This window comes from Streptomyces sp. NPDC028331, assembly GCF_055565775.1.
Genome location: NZ_JBVHTR010000005.1, coordinates 308,145 through 325,025, shown reverse-complemented (window position 1 = coordinate 325,025; position 16,881 = coordinate 308,145). Strand labels below are relative to the sequence as shown.

Annotated in this window: 11 protein-coding genes; 4 read left to right on the top strand and 7 right to left on the bottom strand. The window is 69.9% G+C overall.

What is annotated here, in order from left to right; genetic code table 11:
- Window positions 1–36 precede the first annotated feature (36 nt).
- The 7 genes from ACZ4SW_RS09470 to ACZ4SW_RS09440 form a co-directional block, all read right to left on the bottom strand.
- Window positions 37–1,014, bottom strand: a complete 978-nt coding sequence (locus ACZ4SW_RS09470; RefSeq protein WP_468240082.1) for a PAC2 family protein — start codon at window positions 1,012–1,014, stop codon at window positions 37–39.
- A gap of 178 nt (window positions 1,015–1,192) precedes the next feature.
- Window positions 1,193–1,864, bottom strand: a complete 672-nt coding sequence (locus ACZ4SW_RS09465; protein ID WP_468240080.1) for a FadR/GntR family transcriptional regulator — start codon at window positions 1,862–1,864, stop codon at window positions 1,193–1,195.
- Window positions 1,865–2,066: 202 nt separating this feature from the next.
- Entirely contained in the window at window positions 2,067–2,828 is a 762-nt protein-coding gene (locus ACZ4SW_RS09460) for a nucleoside phosphorylase (RefSeq protein ID WP_468240077.1), read from the bottom strand.
- 127 nt (window positions 2,829–2,955) lie between these two features.
- A complete protein-coding gene (locus ACZ4SW_RS09455) occupies window positions 2,956–4,563 on the bottom strand; it encodes a glycerol-3-phosphate dehydrogenase/oxidase (RefSeq protein WP_468240074.1) in 1,608 nt (535 codons plus the stop codon).
- A gap of 6 nt (window positions 4,564–4,569) precedes the next feature.
- Window positions 4,570–6,108, bottom strand: a complete 1,539-nt coding sequence (glpK, locus tag ACZ4SW_RS09450; protein WP_468240071.1) for a glycerol kinase GlpK — start codon at window positions 6,106–6,108, stop codon at window positions 4,570–4,572.
- Between the two features lie 86 nt (window positions 6,109–6,194).
- The gene (locus tag ACZ4SW_RS09445; RefSeq protein WP_468240068.1) at window positions 6,195–6,989 is read right to left on the bottom strand and encodes an MIP/aquaporin family protein; all 795 of its coding nucleotides are present in this window, start codon (window positions 6,987–6,989) and stop codon (window positions 6,195–6,197) included.
- Window positions 6,990–7,387: 398 nt separating this feature from the next.
- Window positions 7,388–8,152 (bottom strand): IclR family transcriptional regulator, encoded by a 765-nt coding sequence (locus ACZ4SW_RS09440; protein WP_468240066.1) that lies wholly within the window; start codon window positions 8,150–8,152, stop codon window positions 7,388–7,390.
- Between the two features lie 284 nt (window positions 8,153–8,436).
- Here ACZ4SW_RS09440 and metH point away from each other — a divergent pair, with 284 nt between their 5' ends.
- The 4 genes from metH (at window position 8,437) to ACZ4SW_RS09420 (ending at window position 16,863) form a co-directional block, all read left to right on the top strand.
- Window positions 8,437–11,961 carry a methionine synthase gene (gene metH / locus ACZ4SW_RS09435; RefSeq protein ID WP_468240063.1) on the top strand — a complete coding sequence of 1,175 codons (3,525 nt, stop codon included), beginning with the start codon at window positions 8,437–8,439 and terminating at the stop codon, window positions 11,959–11,961.
- Between the two features lie 423 nt (window positions 11,962–12,384).
- A complete protein-coding gene (locus ACZ4SW_RS09430) occupies window positions 12,385–13,086 on the top strand; it encodes an HAD family hydrolase (protein ID WP_468240060.1) in 702 nt (233 codons plus the stop codon).
- 419 nt (window positions 13,087–13,505) lie between these two features.
- A complete protein-coding gene (locus tag ACZ4SW_RS09425) occupies window positions 13,506–15,110 on the top strand; it encodes an ABC transporter substrate-binding protein (protein WP_468240057.1) in 1,605 nt (534 codons plus the stop codon).
- A gap of 169 nt (window positions 15,111–15,279) precedes the next feature.
- Window positions 15,280–16,863 (top strand): ABC transporter substrate-binding protein, encoded by a 1,584-nt coding sequence (locus ACZ4SW_RS09420; RefSeq protein ID WP_468240055.1) that lies wholly within the window; start codon window positions 15,280–15,282, stop codon window positions 16,861–16,863.
- The last annotated feature ends 18 nt before the right edge of the window (window positions 16,864–16,881 follow it).

The following is a 16,881-nucleotide window of genomic DNA, read 5'->3' as shown; positions in this document are numbered from 1 at the left end:
CGGAGCGGGGCGGTGTGCTGTCGCACACCGCCCCGATCACTCCTCCGAGGAGTCCTCGTCCTCGCCGCCGCCCGGCCGCGGCGGCTTCGGCGGACGCGTACGACCGCCCGGGTTGTCCCGCAGGAACGGGCCGCCCTCGCCGCCCTCCGCCGTGGCGTGCCCGCCGGGCGGGCTGACGTCCCGGCGCCGCAGATACCGCTCGAACTCGCGGGCGATCGCCTCGCCCGACGCCTCCGGCAGCTCGGCGGTGTCCCGGGCCTCCTCCAGCGTCTGCACGTACTCGGCGACCTCGCTGTCCTCGGCGGCAAGCTGGTCCACGCCGAGCTGCCAGGCGCGCGCGTCCTCCGGCAGTTCACCGAGCGGGATGCGCAGGTCGAGGAGGTCCTCCAGACGGTTGAGGAGGGCCAGCGTGGCCTTGGGGTTCGGCGGCTGCGACACGTAGTGCGGGACCGCCGCCCACAGCGACACGGCCGGCACGCCCGCGTGCGTGCACGCCTCCTGAAGGACGCCCACGATGCCCGTGGGGCCCTCGTACTTGGTCTCCTCCAGGTCCATGCGGCGGGCCAGGTCCGGGTCGGACGTGGTCCCGCTGATCGGGACCGGACGCGTGTGCGGGGTGTCACCGAGCAGGGCGCCGAGGATCACCACCAGTTCCACGCCCAGCTCGTGGGCGAAGCCCAGCAGCTCGTTGCAGAACGAGCGCCAGCGCATCGACGGTTCGATACCGCGCACCAGCACCAGGTCGCGGGGCTTGTCGCCGCCGACGCGGACCACCGAGAGCCGGGTCGTGGGCCACGTGATCTTGCGGACCCCGGACTCCATGAACACTGTGGGGCGGTTCACCTGGAAGTCGTAGTAGTCCTCGGCGTCCAGCGCCGCGAACACCTCGCCCTTCCATTCCCTGTCCAGATGCGCGACCGCGGTGGAGGCGGCGTCGCCGGCATCGTTCCAGCCCTCGAACGCGGCCACCATGACCGGGTCGATCAGCTCGGGAACCCCCTCGAGCTCGATCACCCAGCGCCTCCTTCCGACGTGCCCTCACGTACGCCCCAACCTTACGGCGTGCGGCGGGGGCGCCCGCAGTCCCCTGCAACGGGGGAGTGAACGGATCACTGCCCCGTCCGGGACCCTCGAACACCCATGATCGCTCACCGGCCGGACTCGCCGCACGGGTGGCCCGCACCTCGATGCCTCACAGGGTCGAGCGCAGCCACTGCTCGACGGACGCGATGTGCACGGTCGCCCAGGAGCGGGCCGCCTCGGCGTCGCGGTCGCGCAGGGCGCCCAGGATCGCGCGGTGCTCGCGCAGGGTGCGGCCGACCGCGTCCTCCTGGGTGAGGCCGCGCCAGATCCGGGCCCGGGTGGTGGGCCCGGACAATCCGTCCAGCAGGGAGCAGAGCACCGAGTTGCCGGAGCTCTGCACGATCCCCCGGTGGAACTCCAGATCGGAGGCGACCAGCTCCTCCACCGAGGGCACGGGCCCCAGCTTGTCCAACTGGGCGGTCAGCGCGTCCAGTTGCTGCTCGCTGATGCGGGAGGCCGCCATGGCCGTCGCGGCCGGCTCCAGGATGCGGCGCACCGCGAGGAACTCCAGCACGGTGTCGTCGCGGTGGAAGTCCACGACGAAGCTCATCGCCTCCAGAAGCAGTTGAGGATCGAGGCTGGTGACGTAGGTGCCGTCGCCCTGCCGCACGTCCAGGATGCGGATCAGCGACAGCGCCCGCACGGCCTCGCGCAGGGAGTTGCGGGACAGCCCCAGCTCGGCGGCCAGCTCGCTCTCCTTGGGCAGGCGGTCGCCGGGGCGCAGCGCACCGGAGACGATCATTTCCTTGATCTTCTCGATCGCCTCGTCGGTGACTGCCATGGCGGGCCTCCCAGGTGCTCAGACATCCGATGTCTTGGCGTCATTATGCGGGCCGACACGCTGCACGGGACCAGGATTCCCGATGGCACCTCGTGAAACGCCCCGAGCCTCGACCGGCCACACGGCGTGCCGGGGACACGGATTCCGCCCCTCCGCGCCGAGCCCGACGGTCACCCCGCGGCCGGCGGGCCGACGCGCCCGCTCATCCGGCGGGCCCCTCCGCCAGCAGCCGCAGCGCCTCCAGCGAGACCACCGCGCCGCGCTCCACACCGCGGGCGACGACCTCACGGTGCGGGTCGTAGGCGCCCGCCGAGAACGGGGACGCCTCGTCGACGAGTTCGTCGGCGTTGACGCCGTCCACCACGAGCACCCCGCCCGCGACCAGCCCCCGCAGCGAGGCGGTCACCAGCAGCGCGGACAGCTCCATCTCGATCGCCACCAGCCCCGCCCGGTCGTACGCGTCGAGCGGGATCAGCCCTGGCTGGAACGCCGCCCGCGTCCACACGATTCCCCGGTGGTGCGGCACATCGGCCGCACGGGCCGCCCGCTGGAGGGCGAAGACCGCCTCGGGCGCGGCCACCGCCGGGTACTCCGGCGGCAGCAACTGCTGGGTCACCCCGTCGTCGCGTACGGCCGCCTCCGCGATCACCAGGTCGCCGTCGCCGATCCCCGGCTTCATGGCACCCGCCGTGCCCAGGCGCAGGACGGTGTGGATCCCGGCGTCCGCCAGCTCCTGGAACAGCAGGATCGCGCCCGGTGCTCCCACGCCGTGCGAGGCCACCGTCACCGGCAGGCCCTTCCAACTCCCGCTGAACACCCGGTACTCGCGGTGGTACGAGATCTCCGCGGCCCCCTCCAGCAGTGCCGCGACGGTCGCCGCGCGTGCCGGGTCGCCCACGACCACGGCATGGGGCGGCAGGCCGGTGCGGCGGATGCGGGCGATGGGGGACAGCTCCTGCGTCATGGGGCGACTCCGGTGGGACGGGTGTACGAACACCGTACGCAGCCCGGAGTCGGGCACACGAAAGGGGCGGCTTCGTGCGGGAAGCCGCCCCTCGCTGTGTGGGGCCCCGTGGGGCCTGCGCGTCGACCTACTTCTTGTCGAGCAGGTCCTGCACCTTGCCGCGCACCTCGTCCGTGGCCAGGCCGCGGATCGTCAGGGTGGTGCGGCGGCGCAGTACGTCGTCCACCGTCTCCGCCCACTCGTGGTCCCGGGCGTAGACGACCTGCGCCCAGATCTCCGGGGCGTCCGGGTGGACGCGCTCGCCCAGCTCCGGGTTGTCGTTGGCCAGCCGCGCGATGTCGAAGGCCAGCGAACCGTAGTGGGTCGCCAGGTGCTTGGCCGTGTCGGGCGCCATGCGCGGGCCGGGCGCCGGGCCGTCCACGACGAGCCGGTGGGCGACCGCGCGCGGGTTGGCGATGCCCGGCAGCGGCAGCTTCTTCGGCAGCGAGGAGATCGGCTCGAAGTCGTCGCCCAGCGGGTGACCCGGCAGCGACTCCAGCTTCTGCATGACCGTACGGCCGATGTGCCGGAACGTGGTCCACTTGCCGCCGGCGACGGACAGCATGCCGCCCTTGCCCTCGGTCACCACGGTCTCCCGCTTGGCCTTGGCGGTGTCGCCCGGTCCGCCCGGCAGCACCCGCAGCCCGGCGAACGAGTAGGTGATCAGCTCCCGCCGGAGCTGCTGGTCGCGGACCGAGAAGGCGGCCTCGTCCAGGATCTGGGCGATGTCCTTCTCGTTCACCGACACCTCGGCCGGGTCGCCCTCGTACTCCTCGTCGGTCGTGCCGAGCAGCAGCATGTCCTCCCAGGGGAGGGCGAAGGTGATGCGGTACTTGTCGATCGGGGTCGCCAGCGCCGCCTTCCAGGGGGAGGTGCGCTTGAGGACCAGGTGCACGCCCTTGGACAGCCGGATGGACGGCGCCGCGTTCGGGTCCTCCATACGGCGCAGGTGGTCGACCCACGGCCCGGTCGCGTTCAGCACCAGCCGCGCGTCGACGCCGAACTCGTCACCGGAGAGCCGGTCCCGCAGCTCGGCACCGGTGACCCGTCCCTTGGTGAACCTCAGGCCGGTGACCTCGGCGTGGTTGAGGACGACGGCGCCCGCGTCGACGGCCGCGCGGACCGTCATCAGCGCCATGCGCGCGTCGTTCATCTGGTCGTCGCCGTACACGGCCACGGCCTTCAGGTTCTCGGTGCGCAGCTCCGGCACGTCCTGCGCCGCCTTGGCCGGCGACAGCAGGTGACCTATGCCGTCGCCGAACGCCGACAGCGCGGAGTAGGCGAACACGCCGGCCCCGAGCTTCGCCGCGCCGTGCGGCCCGCCCTTGTACACGGGGAGGTAGAACGTGAGCGGGTTCGCCAGGTGGGGGGCCACCTGACGGGAGACCGCACGGCGCTCGAAGTGGTTCTCCGCCACCAGCTTCACCGCACCGGTCTGCAGGTAGCGCAGACCGCCGTGGAGCAGCTTCGAGGAGGCGGAGGAGGTGGCGCCGGCGAAGTCGCCGGCGTCCACCAGCGCCACCCTGAGGCCCGACTGCGCGGCATGCCAGGCCGTGGAGATGCCCAGGATCCCGCCGCCGATCACCAGGAGGTCGTAGGTCGCCCTGGACAACTGCTCCCGGGTCTCGGCACGGCTCGGGGTGGAGCCGTAGGCCGGGTGGGTCCCCAGAGCCGGAACACTCTGCAGGGTGGTCATCGTGAATTACTCCTCGTGCTCGATCCAGCCCATGGTCCGCTCGACGGCCTTGAGCCAGTTCTTGTACTCACGGTCGCGGGTCTCCGCGTCCATGTGGGGCGTCCACTCGGCGGCCCGCCGCCAGTTGGCGCGCAGGTCGTCGGTGCTGGTCCAGAAGCCGACGGCCAGGCCGGCGGCGTAGGCTGCGCCGAGGCAGGTGGTCTCGGCGACCATCGGGCGCACCACCGGTGCGTCCAGGACGTCCGAGAGCGTCTGCATCAGCAGGTTGTTGGAGGTCATGCCGCCGTCGACCTTGAGGGTCGCGAGCTCGACACCCGAGTCCTTGGTCATGGCGTCGGCGATCTCCCGCGTCTGCCAGGCGGTGGCCTCCAGGACGGCGCGCGCGAGGTGCGCCTTGGTGACGTACCGGGTCAGGCCGGCGATCACACCGCGGGCGTCGGAGCGCCAGTACGGGGCGAACAGACCGGAGAAGGCCGGCACGAAGTAGGCGCCGCCGTTGTCCTCGACCGAGAGCGCGAGGGTCTCGATCTCGGCGGCGGTCTTGATCAGGCCCATCTGGTCGCGCATCCACTGCACCAGGGAGCCGGTGACCGCGATGGAACCCTCCAGGGCGTAGACCGGCTTGTCGTCACCGATCTGGTAGCCGACCGTGGTCAGCAGGCCCGAGTAGGAGTTGATGATCTTGTCACCGGTGTTCATCACCATGAACGTGCCGGTGCCGTAGGTGGACTTGGTCTCGCCCTCGGAGAAGCAGGTCTGGCCGAACAGGGCCGCCTGCTGGTCGCCGAGCGCGGAGGCCACGGGGATGCCGCCGAGCAGCTCGCCGAGGCGTCCGCCGGTGATCTCGCCGTAGACCTCGGCGGAGGAGCGGATCTCGGGCAGCATCGCGAGCGGGACGCCGATGGACTCGGCGATCTTGTCGTCCCACTGCATCGTGTGCAGGTTCATCAGCAGGGTGCGGGAGGCGTTGGTCACGTCGGTGACGTGGCGGCCTCCGTCGACACCGCCGGTCAGGTTCCAGATGACCCAGGTGTCCATGGTGCCGAAGAGGATGTCGCCCGCCTCGGCGCGCTCGCGCAGCCCCTCGACGTTGTCGAGCAGCCAGCGGGCCTTGGGTCCGGCGAAGTAGGAGGCCAGCGGCAGGCCGGTCTCGCGGCGGAAGCGGTCCTGGCCCACGTTGCGGCCGAGCTCCTTGCACAGGGCGTCGGTGCGGGTGTCCTGCCAGACGATGGCGTTGTGGACGGGCTCACCGGTGTTCTTGTCCCACAGCACGGTGGTCTCGCGCTGGTTGGTGATGCCGATGGCCTTGATGTCGTCTCTGGTGATGCCGGCCTTCTCGACGGCTCCGGCGACGACGTCCTGGACGTTGGTCCAGATCTCGGTGGCGTTGTGCTCGACCCAGCCCGGCTTCGGGAAGATCTGCTCGTGCTCCTTCTGGTCGACGGAGACGATCCGGCCGTCCCGGTCGAAGATGATGCAGCGCGAAGAGGTCGTGCCCTGGTCGATGGCGGCGATGAAGGGGCCGGCGGTGTGTGCGTCGGTCACGGTGTGCTCCTGAAGTTCCATGGTCGAAAGGGGCGGTCTTTACGGCGCGGTGCTGACGTGCGGAGTCCTGCGGGACTCACTCGATCTCAAGCAAAAGCGACGTTGTAGATGCCTGCGGCGATCGCCGCGCCGACCAGCGGGCCGACGACCGGGATCCAGGCGTAGCGCCAGTCGGAGCCGCCCTTGTTGGGCAGGGGCAGAAGGGCGTGCACGATACGCGGACCGAGGTCACGGGCCGGGTTGATCGCGTAGCCCGTCGGGCCGCCCAGGGAGAGGCCGATCGAGACCACGACCAGGGAGGTGATCAGGGCGCCCAGGGTGCCCAGACCGTTGCCCTTGTCATTGAGGCCCTGCGTGAGGACCGCGAGCACCAGCACGATGGTGCCGATGATCTCCGTGGCGAGGTTCTGCACCGTGTTCCGGATCTCCGGGCCGGTGGAGAAGATGCCGAGCACGGGGCCGGCGCCCTTTTCCTGGGCTTCGACCGCCTTGGCGGTGGTGGCCTGCGCGCCCGGTCCGCCCACGATCTCCTTGTCGGTGAGGTGGGCCTGGAACTGGCCGGCGTAGGCGACCCACACCAGGGTCGCACCGATCATCGCACCGAGCAGCTGTCCTGCCCAGTAGACCGGAACGTTGCTCCACTCGCCGGTCTTGATGGCGAGTGCGAGCGTCACAGCCGGGTTGAGGTGGGCGCCGGAGAGCGGTGCGGAGGTGTAGACCGCCGTCAGAACGGCGAAACCCCACCCGAACGTGATGGCGAGCCAACCGGCGTTACGGGCCTTGGAGGCCTTCAGTGTCACGGCGGCGCACACTCCGCCGCCGAGGAGGATGAGCAGGGCGGTACCTATGGTCTCGCCGATGAAGATGTCGGAGCTGGACACCCGCGACTCCTTTGTCCTTCGTCCAGGGGAAGGCGAACCCCGGGTCCCTCCGGTGGTCCGCGCCCTCGGGGGTGAGAGCGATTGCCGGCCCTTGGCGTTGTCACACTCTAGCGCTTATTGCCGGTAGGTGTTCGACAATGCCGACCGATGGACGGGAGTCTTGCTTCCCGTTCGGGGCACCGTCAAGAGTCCAGATGCACGAAGCGGGATCGTTACTGATCGCCAGGTACCCACGATCTTTCGACGGGTGCGGAACGCGCGCGAACAGGCACGTTTCGTCGACACCGCCCCCGGAGGCGGGCACGGGCAGGGGCCGGTACGGCAATGCCGTACCGGCCCCTCGGAACACTCGGCACAACGAGGCACCGATGGGGGCGAGGCCCGATGCGGCCCCGGGTTCAGAACCGCCCGGCGCCCAGATCCCGCGACACCGCGCGGGCGCAGTCGCGCACCGCGGCGATCAGCTCGGGCCGCAGCTCCCCGTCCCGGCACACGCGCTCCACGGCGCCGGTGATGCCCACGGCGCCGACCGGCATCCGCCGCCGGTCGTGGATGGGTGCGGCGACCGAGGCCACCCCGGTCCACGTCTCCTCGACGTCGGCCGCGTACCCCCGTGCCCGGGTCAGGTCGAGGACCTGCTCGAAGTCGTCCGGGTCGCACACGGTCCGGTCGGTGAACGCCTTGCGGTCGGCCTCCATCGCCTCGCTGTGCGCGACCGGGTCGTACGCCGACAGCACCTTGCCCAGGGCCGTGCAGTGCAGCGGCTGCATGGCCCCGATCTCCAGGACCTGCCGGCTGTCGTCGGGGCGGAAGACGTGGTGCACGATCAGGACGCCCTGCTGGTGCAGGACGCCCAGGTAGACGCTCTCCCCGCTGGAGCGGGCCAGGTCGTCCGTCCACACCAGGGCGCGCGCCCGCAGTTCGTGCACGTCCAGGTAGGTGGTGCCGAGACGCAGCAGCTCGGCCCCGAGCTGGTAGCGGCCGGAGGCCGTGTCCTGCTCGACGAACCCCTCCTGCTGGAGCGTGCGCAGTATGCCGTGGGCCGTGCCCTTGGCGAGGCCAAGGGACGAGGCGATGTCCGACAGGCCGAGCCGTCGCTCGCCGCCCGCGAGCAGCCGCAGCATCGCGGCCGCCCGTTCGAGCGACTGGATGTTCCGTGCCATCGCCGTCCTGCCCTCCGTCCACGTCGACCGTCGGCTGACGTTCGTACACCGCCGTTCGGCAATGCCGAACACTACCGGTCCTTGCCGACCTGCCGCTAATGGGTGGTCGTCATCCGTTCCACGGAAATCCCCGCACGGGTCATCCAGGACCTTCTCCGTCCCGTCCCGTGGACGCCCCTGACCGTACGGCGCGCTCCGGGCTACCCTGGCCGCGTGCGTCTTCCCCGGAAAGGTCCGAGGGAGGCGCAAAGCCGACAGCCGTCGCACTCCAGGGAGCATCTTCCATGGCCTCGTTGCCGAACCCGTCCCTTTCGTCCGCCTCCACCGACAGCCGGACCCGAATCGAAGCCCTCCGCGAAGCCCTCGCCTCCCGTGTCGTGGTGGCCGACGGCGCCATGGGCACGATGCTCCAGGCCCAGGACCCGACGCTGGAGGACTTCCAGGGCCTCGAGGGCTGCAACGAGATCCTCAACGTCACCCGCCCGGACATCGTCCGCTCCGTCCACGAGGCGTACTTCCAGGTGGGCGTCGACTGCGTCGAGACGAACACCTTCGGCGCCAACCACGCGGCCATGGCCGAGTACGAGATCGCGGACCGCGTGTACGAGCTCTCCGAGGCGGGCGCCCGCATCGCCCGCGAGGTGGCCGACGCCGTCGTCGCCGAGGACGGCCGGCAGCGCTGGGTGCTGGGCTCCATCGGCCCCGGCACCAAGCTGCCCACCCTGGGCCACGTTCCGTACACCACGATCCGCGACGGCTTCCAGGCCAACGCCGAGGGCCTGCTCGCCGGCGGCGCGGACGCCCTGATCGTGGAGACCACCCAGGACCTGCTCCAGACCAAGGCGGCGATCCTGGGCGCCCGGCGCGCCATGGAAGCCACGGGCGTCGAGGTGCCGCTGCTGTGCTCGATGGCGTTCGAGACCACCGGCACGATGCTGCTCGGCTCGGAAATCGGCGCCGCCCTGACCGCGCTGGAGCCGCTCGGCATCGACATGATCGGCCTGAACTGCTCGACGGGCCCGGCCGAGATGAGCGAGCACCTGCGCTACCTCACCCGGCACTCCCGCATCCCCTTGCTGTGCATGCCGAACGCCGGCCTGCCGGTGCTCACCAAGGACGGCGCGCACTTCCCGCTGGGCCCCGAGGGCCTGGCCGACGCGCAGGAGAACTTCGTCCGCGACTACGGCCTGTCCCTGGTCGGCGGCTGCTGCGGCACCACCCCGGAGCACCTGCGCCAGGTCGTCGAGCGGGTCCGCGACCTGACCCCGCCCGAGCGGACCCCGCAGCCGGAGCCCGGTGCGGCGTCGCTGTACCAGTCGGTGCCGTTCCGGCAGGACACCTCCTACCTGGCCATCGGCGAGCGGACGAACGCCAACGGGTCGAAGAAGTTCCGCGAGGCCATGCTCGAGGGCCGCTGGGACGACTGTGTGGAGATGGCCCGGGAGCAGATCCGCGAGGGCGCGCACATGCTCGACCTGTGCGTCGACTACGTGGGCCGCGACGGCGTCGCCGACATGGAGGAGCTGGCCGGCCGTTTCGCCACGGCCTCCACGCTGCCGATCGTCCTGGACTCCACCGAGGTCGACGTCCTGCGGGCGGGCCTGGAGAAGCTCGGCGGCCGCGCGGTCATCAACTCGGTCAACTACGAGGACGGCGACGGTCCCGAGTCCCGCTTCGCGAAGGTGGCGCGGCTCGCCCAGGAGCACGGGGCGGCTCTCATCGCGCTGACCATCGACGAGGAGGGCCAGGCCCGTACCGCCGAGAAGAAGGTCGAGATCGCCGAGCGGCTGATCGCGGACCTGACCGGGAACTGGGGCATCCGTGAGGAGGACATCCTCATCGACTGCCTGACCTTCACCATCTGCACCGGCCAGGAGGAGTCCCGCAAGGACGGCGTCGCCACCATCGACGGGATCCGGGAGCTGAAGAGGCGCCACCCGAACGTGCAGACCACGCTGGGGTTGTCGAACATCTCCTTCGGCCTCAACCCGGCCGCTCGCATCCTGCTCAACTCCGTCTTCCTCGACGAGTGTGTGAAGGCCGGGCTGGACTCGGCGATCGTGCACGCCTCGAAGATCCTGCCGATCGCGCGTTTCGACGAGGAGCAGGTGCAGACGGCCCTGGATCTCATCTACGACCGCCGCGGCGAGGGCTACGACCCGCTGCAGAAGCTGATGGCGCTGTTCGAGGGCGCCACCGCCAAGTCCCTGAAGGCGGGCAAGGCCGAGGAGCTGGCCGCGCTGCCGCTGGAGGAGCGGCTGAAGCGGCGGATCATCGACGGTGAGCGCAACGGCCTCGAAGCCGACCTGGACGAGGCTCTTCAGGAGCGCCCGGCCCTCGACATCGTCAACGAGACCCTGCTGGACGGCATGAAGGTCGTCGGCGAACTGTTCGGCTCCGGCCAGATGCAGCTGCCGTTCGTGCTGCAGTCCGCGGAGGTGATGAAGTCCGCGGTCGCCTACCTCGAGCCGCACATGGAGAAGACCGACGAGGCGGGCAAGGGCACCATCGTGCTCGCCACCGTGCGCGGCGACGTCCACGACATCGGCAAGAACCTCGTCGACATCATCCTGTCCAACAACGGCTACAACGTCGTCAACCTCGGCATCAAGCAGCCGGTCTCGGCGATCCTGGAGGCCGCCGAGGAACACAAGGCCGACGTCATCGGCATGTCCGGGCTCCTGGTCAAGTCCACGGTGATCATGAAGGAGAACCTGGAGGAGCTCAACCAGCGCGGCCTGGCCGCCACCTACCCGGTCATCCTCGGCGGCGCCGCGCTGACCCGCGCGTATGTCGAGCAGGACCTGCACGAGCTGTACGAGGGCGAGGTCCGCTACGCCCGCGACGCGTTCGAGGGCCTGCGGCTGATGGACGCCCTGATCGGGGTCAAGCGGGGCGTGCCCGGGGCGAAGCTGCCGGAGCTGCGGCAGCGCCGGGTGCGCGCGGCCACCGTGGAGATCGAGGAGCGGCCCGAGGAGGGGCACGTCCGCTCCGACGTCGCCACCGACAACCCCGTTCCCACGCCGCCGTTCTGGGGGACCCGCATCGTCAAGGGCATCCCGCTGAAGGACTACGCCTCCTGGCTGGACGAGGGTGCGCTGTTCAAGGGTCAGTGGGGGCTGAAGCAGGCCCGCACCGGCGAGGGACCGACATACGAGGAACTGGTCGAGACCGAGGGCCGCCCCCGCCTGCGCGGTCTGCTCGACCGGCTGCAGACCGACAACCTCCTCGAAGCGGCCGTCGTCTACGGCTACTTCCCGTGCGTGTCCAAGGACGACGACCTGATCATCCTGGACGAGGAGGGCAACGAGCGCACCCGCTTCACCTTCCCGCGCCAGCGCCGCGGCCGCCGGTTGTGCCTGGCCGACTTCTTCCGCCCGGAGGAGTCGGGGGAGAAGGACGTCGTCGGCTTCCAGGTCGTCACCGTCGGCTCGAGGATCGGCGAGGAGACCGCGCGGCTGTTCGAGTCGAACTCCTACCGCGACTACCTCGAACTGCACGGCCTGTCCGTCCAGTTGGCGGAGGCCCTCGCCGAGTACTGGCACGCGCGCGTGCGCGACGAGCTGGGCTTCGCGGGAGAGGACCCCGCCGACATGGAGGACATGTTCGCCCTGAAGTACCGCGGCGCCCGCTTCTCCCTCGGCTACGGCGCCTGCCCCGACCTGGAGGACCGCGCGAAGATCGCCGAGCTCCTTCAGCCGGAGCGGATCGGCGTCCACCTCTCCGAGGAGTTCCAGCTCCACCCGGAGCAGTCCACGGACGCGATCGTGATCCACCACCCGGAGGCCAAGTACTTCAACGCGCGATAGGCGTCCGCCCCCGGCCGTCGCGCATCCCCGCCGACGGCCTCGGGGCCGGCCGCAGGGGCACCACGCCCCGCGGCCCGGCCACGCCGAGTGCCGCACCCCGGCCCGCCTCGCCGGTGCGTCCTCCGTGCGGGCGGGTGAGCCCGGGGATCACCGGGCGTGTGCCTTCGGCTGCGGGCGCGCACGCCGCCGGGCGGCCCGGCCCCCTGCGGCTGCGGGCGCTCGCCGGAGGGCGGCCCGGCCCCGGTGCCCCCTGGTGGGTGGCCGCCGCCCCCAGGCGGCCCGCTCGTCCACCTGTGCCGCGAGGCGTGGCGCTTTCGTAGCGAGAGGCACTTTCCCCCCGCGCGTCGTACACTGGTCGATCCACCGCAGGCCGGTTCCCTCCCTGGGAACCGGCCTGGTCGTCCCTTGAAGGAGGTACGCCGGATGACCACTACGGTTCCCGCACTCGGAACCCGTACGGCCGAAGGCTCCGCCCTGCAGGCCGTGCTCCTCGACATGGACGGCACCCTCGTGGACACCGAGGGATTCTGGTGGGACGTCGAAGTCGAGGTCTTCGCCGGCCTCGGCCACACGCTCGACGATTCCTGGCGCCATGTCGTGGTCGGCGGTCCCATGACGCGCAGCGCGGGATTCCTGATCGAGGCCACCGGCGCCGACATCACCCTCGACGAGCTCACCGTCCTGCTCAACGACGGCTTCGAGAACCGTATCGACCGCAGACTCCCCCTGATGCCGGGCGCCGCCCGGCTGCTGGCCGAACTCGCGGCGCACGACATCCCCACCGCCCTGGTCTCCGCCTCCCACCGGCGCATCATCGACCGCATCCTGGCCTCCATCGGCCCGCAGTACTTCGCGCTGACCGTCGCAGGCGACGAGGTGGAGCGCACCAAGCCGTTCCCCGACCCGTACCTGCGGGCCGCCAAGGGCCTCGGCGCGGACCCCGCCCGGTGCGCGGTCATCGAGGACACCGTGACCGGAGTCACCGCCGCCGAGGCCGCGGGCTGCCGTGTGGTGGCCGTGCCCTCGGTCGCGCCCATCGAGCCGGCCGCCGGCCGCACCGTCGTCCCCTCCCTCGAAGAGGTCGACCTGCCATTTCTGCAGGCTTTGATGACGCAAATGCGCTGATCCTTCACCGAGCGTGCAGAGTGAATGGACGGATTACCCGGGGCTGTCCAGCCGAATGAATTAATACCGGCTCAACCGAGCGAATTCCGGGGTGGAGAGCGCTTGCTGTTCATGTGACGTTCGCCACGCGCACGGGGGTCGACAGCGGGCCGGGCGTGTGCTGTTCCACCCGATTCGCGCGGCCCCGGCATGCCCTTGTGTCCCGATTGGTGAAACGCTGCACGAATCCTTCCCCGACCGGTTTTCCGGTCCGTTCACACCTGGTTTCACAGCGTGATGGGAACTCAACTCCGGTGGCTGCCAGCCCTCGTGCAGGTGCGGACTAATCTCAGCGCGAGAACATCACCACTTCCCCGTGATCCGCCGCACCACCCATGCTTGCTGGATACACGGACCAACAGCTCTGGAGAAACTCGAGCATGAACCGCAAGACTTTGGTGCTGCCGGCCGTCGCCGGTCTGCTCACCCCCGTCCTCGCTGCCTGCGGTGGGTCCGGCAGCGGGGCCAAGAGCGGGGACGCCATCGTCGTCGGCACCACCGACCGGTTCACCGCCTCCAGCGAAGCCCCCGCGCCCCTCGACCCGGCGTACGCGTACGACGTCGGCACCTGGAACATCCTCCGGCAGACCGTGCAGACGCTGATGGTGCAGCCCCGCGGCGACGGCGAGCCGCAGCCCGAGGCCGCCGAGAGCTGCGGCTTCACCGACACCGGGAACGAGCGCTACGCCTGCAAGCTGCGCAAGGACCTGAAGTTCGCCAACGGTGACCGGGTGACCGCGGCCGACGTGAAGTACTCCATCGACCGTGCCCGCGCTCTCAAGGCCGACAGCGGTGTCTTCGCCCTGCTGTCCACCATCGACACCGTCGAGACGCAGGGCGACAACGAAGTCATCTTCCACCTCAAGACGGCGGACGCCACCTTCCCCTTCAAGCTGTCGACGCCGGTCGCCGGCATCGTCAACCCGAAGGACTACGAGAAGAACAAGCTCCGCGACGGCTTCGACATCGATGGCTCCGGGCCGTACACGATGCAGGCCGAGGTCAAGAACAACGAGCTGGTCAAGGCGACCTTCACGAAGAACCCCCACTACCAGGGCCTGCTGACGCCGAAGAACGACAAGGTCGTCCTCGAGTCGTTCGCGGACGCCGGCGCGATGGGCTCCGCCCTGGACAAGGGCGACATCGACGTCATGACCCGCACCATGGACCCGGACCAGATCCGCAAGCTCCAGAACGACACCAGCGGCAACGTCAACCTCGTGGAGATGCCGGGCCTGGAGATCCGCTACCTGGCCTTCAACACCGACGCCCCCTCGGTGAAGAACAAGGCCGTCCGCCAGGCCATGGCACAGGTCATCAACCGCGGCGAGCTGGTCTCCAAGGTGTACGGCACCGAGGCCGAGCCCCTGTTCTCGCTCGTGCCCGCCACCATCACGGGCCACTCCAACTCGTTCTTCAACAAGTACGGCAACCCGAGCGTGGGCAAGGCCCGCACGCTGCTGTCCAAGGCGGGCATCAGCACCCCGGTGAAGCTGACGCTGCACTACACGACCGACCACTACGGCCCGGCCACCGCCAAGGAGTTCGAGGTGCTCAAGGAGCAGCTCAACGCCAGCGGTCTGTTCGACGTCACCATCCAGGGCACCCCCTGGGAGAAGTTCCGCCCGGCCGAGAAGAAGGGCGAGTACGACGTCTACGGCATGGGCTGGTTCCCGGACTTCCCGGACGCCGACAACTACCTGGCGCCGTTCCTCGACAAGGACAACACCCTCGGCTCCCCGTACGCCAACCCCGAGATCATCAACACCCTGATCCCGCAGTCCCGCCGCGAGGCCGACCGTCTCACCGCGTCGAAGAGCCTCACCGACATGCAAGACATCGTCGCCGACGACGTGCCGATCCTGCCGCTGTGGCAGGGCAAGCAGTACGTCGCCACCCGCGACGACATCACCGGCAGCGAGTACGCGATGAACTCCTCCTCCACGCTGCAGCTGTGGGAGCTCAGCCGCGGCGTCGGCGGCTGACCGGTCCGCCGTCCGGTTTCACACCGGCCGGGTGACCAGCGGTTATCAGGGCCCCCGGGGCACAACCCCGGGGGCCCTGCCGCGTTCGCGGTACGATCCCGGAGCTTCCGCACGGCCCGGAACGCGCGGAGTCCGGGACGAACGACAACCGAAGACAAGGCACATGCACGTGAACATGCGCACTCAGTGGCCGGTTCTGTCCATCGCGACGGGACTCGCCGCCGGCCTGCTCACCGGATGCGGCTCCTCGACCGACGACTCCGGAGGCACCGGCTCCTCCGTGGTGATGGGGATGTCCGACGACGTCCTGGCCACCGACCCGGCCTCCGGCTACGACCCGGGATCCTGGCTGCTGTTCAACAACGTCTTCCAGTCCCTGCTCGCCTTCCCCGACGGCGGCACGGAACCGGCACCGGAAGCCGCCAGAGAGTGCCGGTTCACGGACACCCACACCAAGGTCTACTCCTGCACCCTCAGGGACGGCCTGAAGTTCAGCAACGGTGACCCGCTCACCTCGAAGGACGTCAAGTTCTCCTTCGACCGCCTGCTGAAGATCAACGACCCGGCCGGTCCCGCCATCATGTTCCCCATGCTCGGCTCGGTCGAGACCCCCGACGCCAAGACCGTCGTCTTCAACCTCAAGTACGCCGACGCCACCTTCCCCAGCAAGATAGCCTCCGGCGCCGGCTCCATCGTCGACCACAACGCCTACCCCGCGGACAAGCTCCGCACCGACGGCAAGGCGGTCGGCTCGGGCCCCTACAAGCTGGACTCCTTCGGCAAGGACAAGGCCGTCTTCTCCGTCAACACCAAGTACCAGGGCACCGCCAAGGTGCACAACTCCGGCGTCACCCTGAAGTTCTTCCACGGCGACCAGTCCGCCCTGAAGACCGCCCTTCTGGACAAGAAGATCGACATCGCCTACCGGGGCCTGGCCGCCGACGACATCGCCGACATCGCCAACGACACCTCCACCGGCAAGGGCATCCAGGTCGTCGAAGGCTCCAGCGCCGAGGTCCAGCACCTCGTCTTCAACATGGCCGACCCGGTCGCCGGCAAGCTCGGCGTCCGCAAGGCCATCGCCTACCTCCTCGACCGCGACGCCCTCGTCAACAAGGTCTACAACGACACCGCGACGCCCCTGTACTCCATCATCCCGGCCGGCATCACCGGCCACGACACGTCCTTCTTCGACACCTACGGCGCCCGCCCCTCCAGGACCAAGGCGGCCGCCGCGCTGCGCGCCGAAGGCATCACCGGCAAGGTCACACTCACCCTGTGGTCGACCCCCTCCCGCTACGGGCCCGCCACCGACGAGGAACTGAAGACCATCGCCCGCCAGCTCAACGACAGCGGACTGTTCGACGCGACGGTCAAGTCCGTCCCGTTCGACCAGTACGAGAAGGACATCGCGGCGGGCAAGTACGGCGTCTACGTCAAGGGCTGGGTACCGGACTACCCCGACCCCGACAACTTCACCGCGCCGTTCTTCGGCAAGGGCAACGTGCTGGACAACCACTACGCCAACAACACCATCACCGGTGAACTGATCCCGAAGACGGCCGCCCAGAGCGACCGCTCCGCGACCGACCACGACTACCGCAAGCTCCAGCGCATCGTCGCCGAGGACATCCCCGTCATCCCCGTCTGGCAGGGCAAGCAGTACGCCGTCACCCGGGACGGCGTGTACGGGCTCGAGTACTGCCTCGACGCCTCCACCGTGTTCCGGTTCTGGCAGATCAGCAAGGGCTGAGGCGGGCCGTACCCGCGT

What these genes read in the sequence shown, in the direction of transcription:
- ACZ4SW_RS09465 (WP_468240080.1), bottom strand. Translation starts at nt 1,864, where the DNA reads ATGGCAGTCACCGACGAGGCGATCGAGAAGATCAAGGAAATGATCGTC.
- ACZ4SW_RS09460 (WP_468240077.1), bottom strand. Translation starts at nt 2,828, where the DNA reads ATGACGCAGGAGCTGTCCCCCATCGCCCGCATCCGCCGCACCGGCCTG.
- ACZ4SW_RS09455 (WP_468240074.1), bottom strand. Translation starts at nt 4,563, where the DNA reads ATGACCACCCTGCAGAGTGTTCCGGCTCTGGGGACCCACCCGGCCTAC.
- ACZ4SW_RS09440 (WP_468240066.1), bottom strand. Translation starts at nt 8,152, where the DNA reads ATGGCACGGAACATCCAGTCGCTCGAACGGGCGGCCGCGATGCTGCGG.
- metH (WP_468240063.1), top strand. Translation starts at nt 8,437, where the DNA reads ATGGCCTCGTTGCCGAACCCGTCCCTTTCGTCCGCCTCCACCGACAGC.
- ACZ4SW_RS09430 (WP_468240060.1), top strand. Translation starts at nt 12,385, where the DNA reads ATGACCACTACGGTTCCCGCACTCGGAACCCGTACGGCCGAAGGCTCC.
- ACZ4SW_RS09425 (WP_468240057.1), top strand. Translation starts at nt 13,506, where the DNA reads ATGAACCGCAAGACTTTGGTGCTGCCGGCCGTCGCCGGTCTGCTCACC.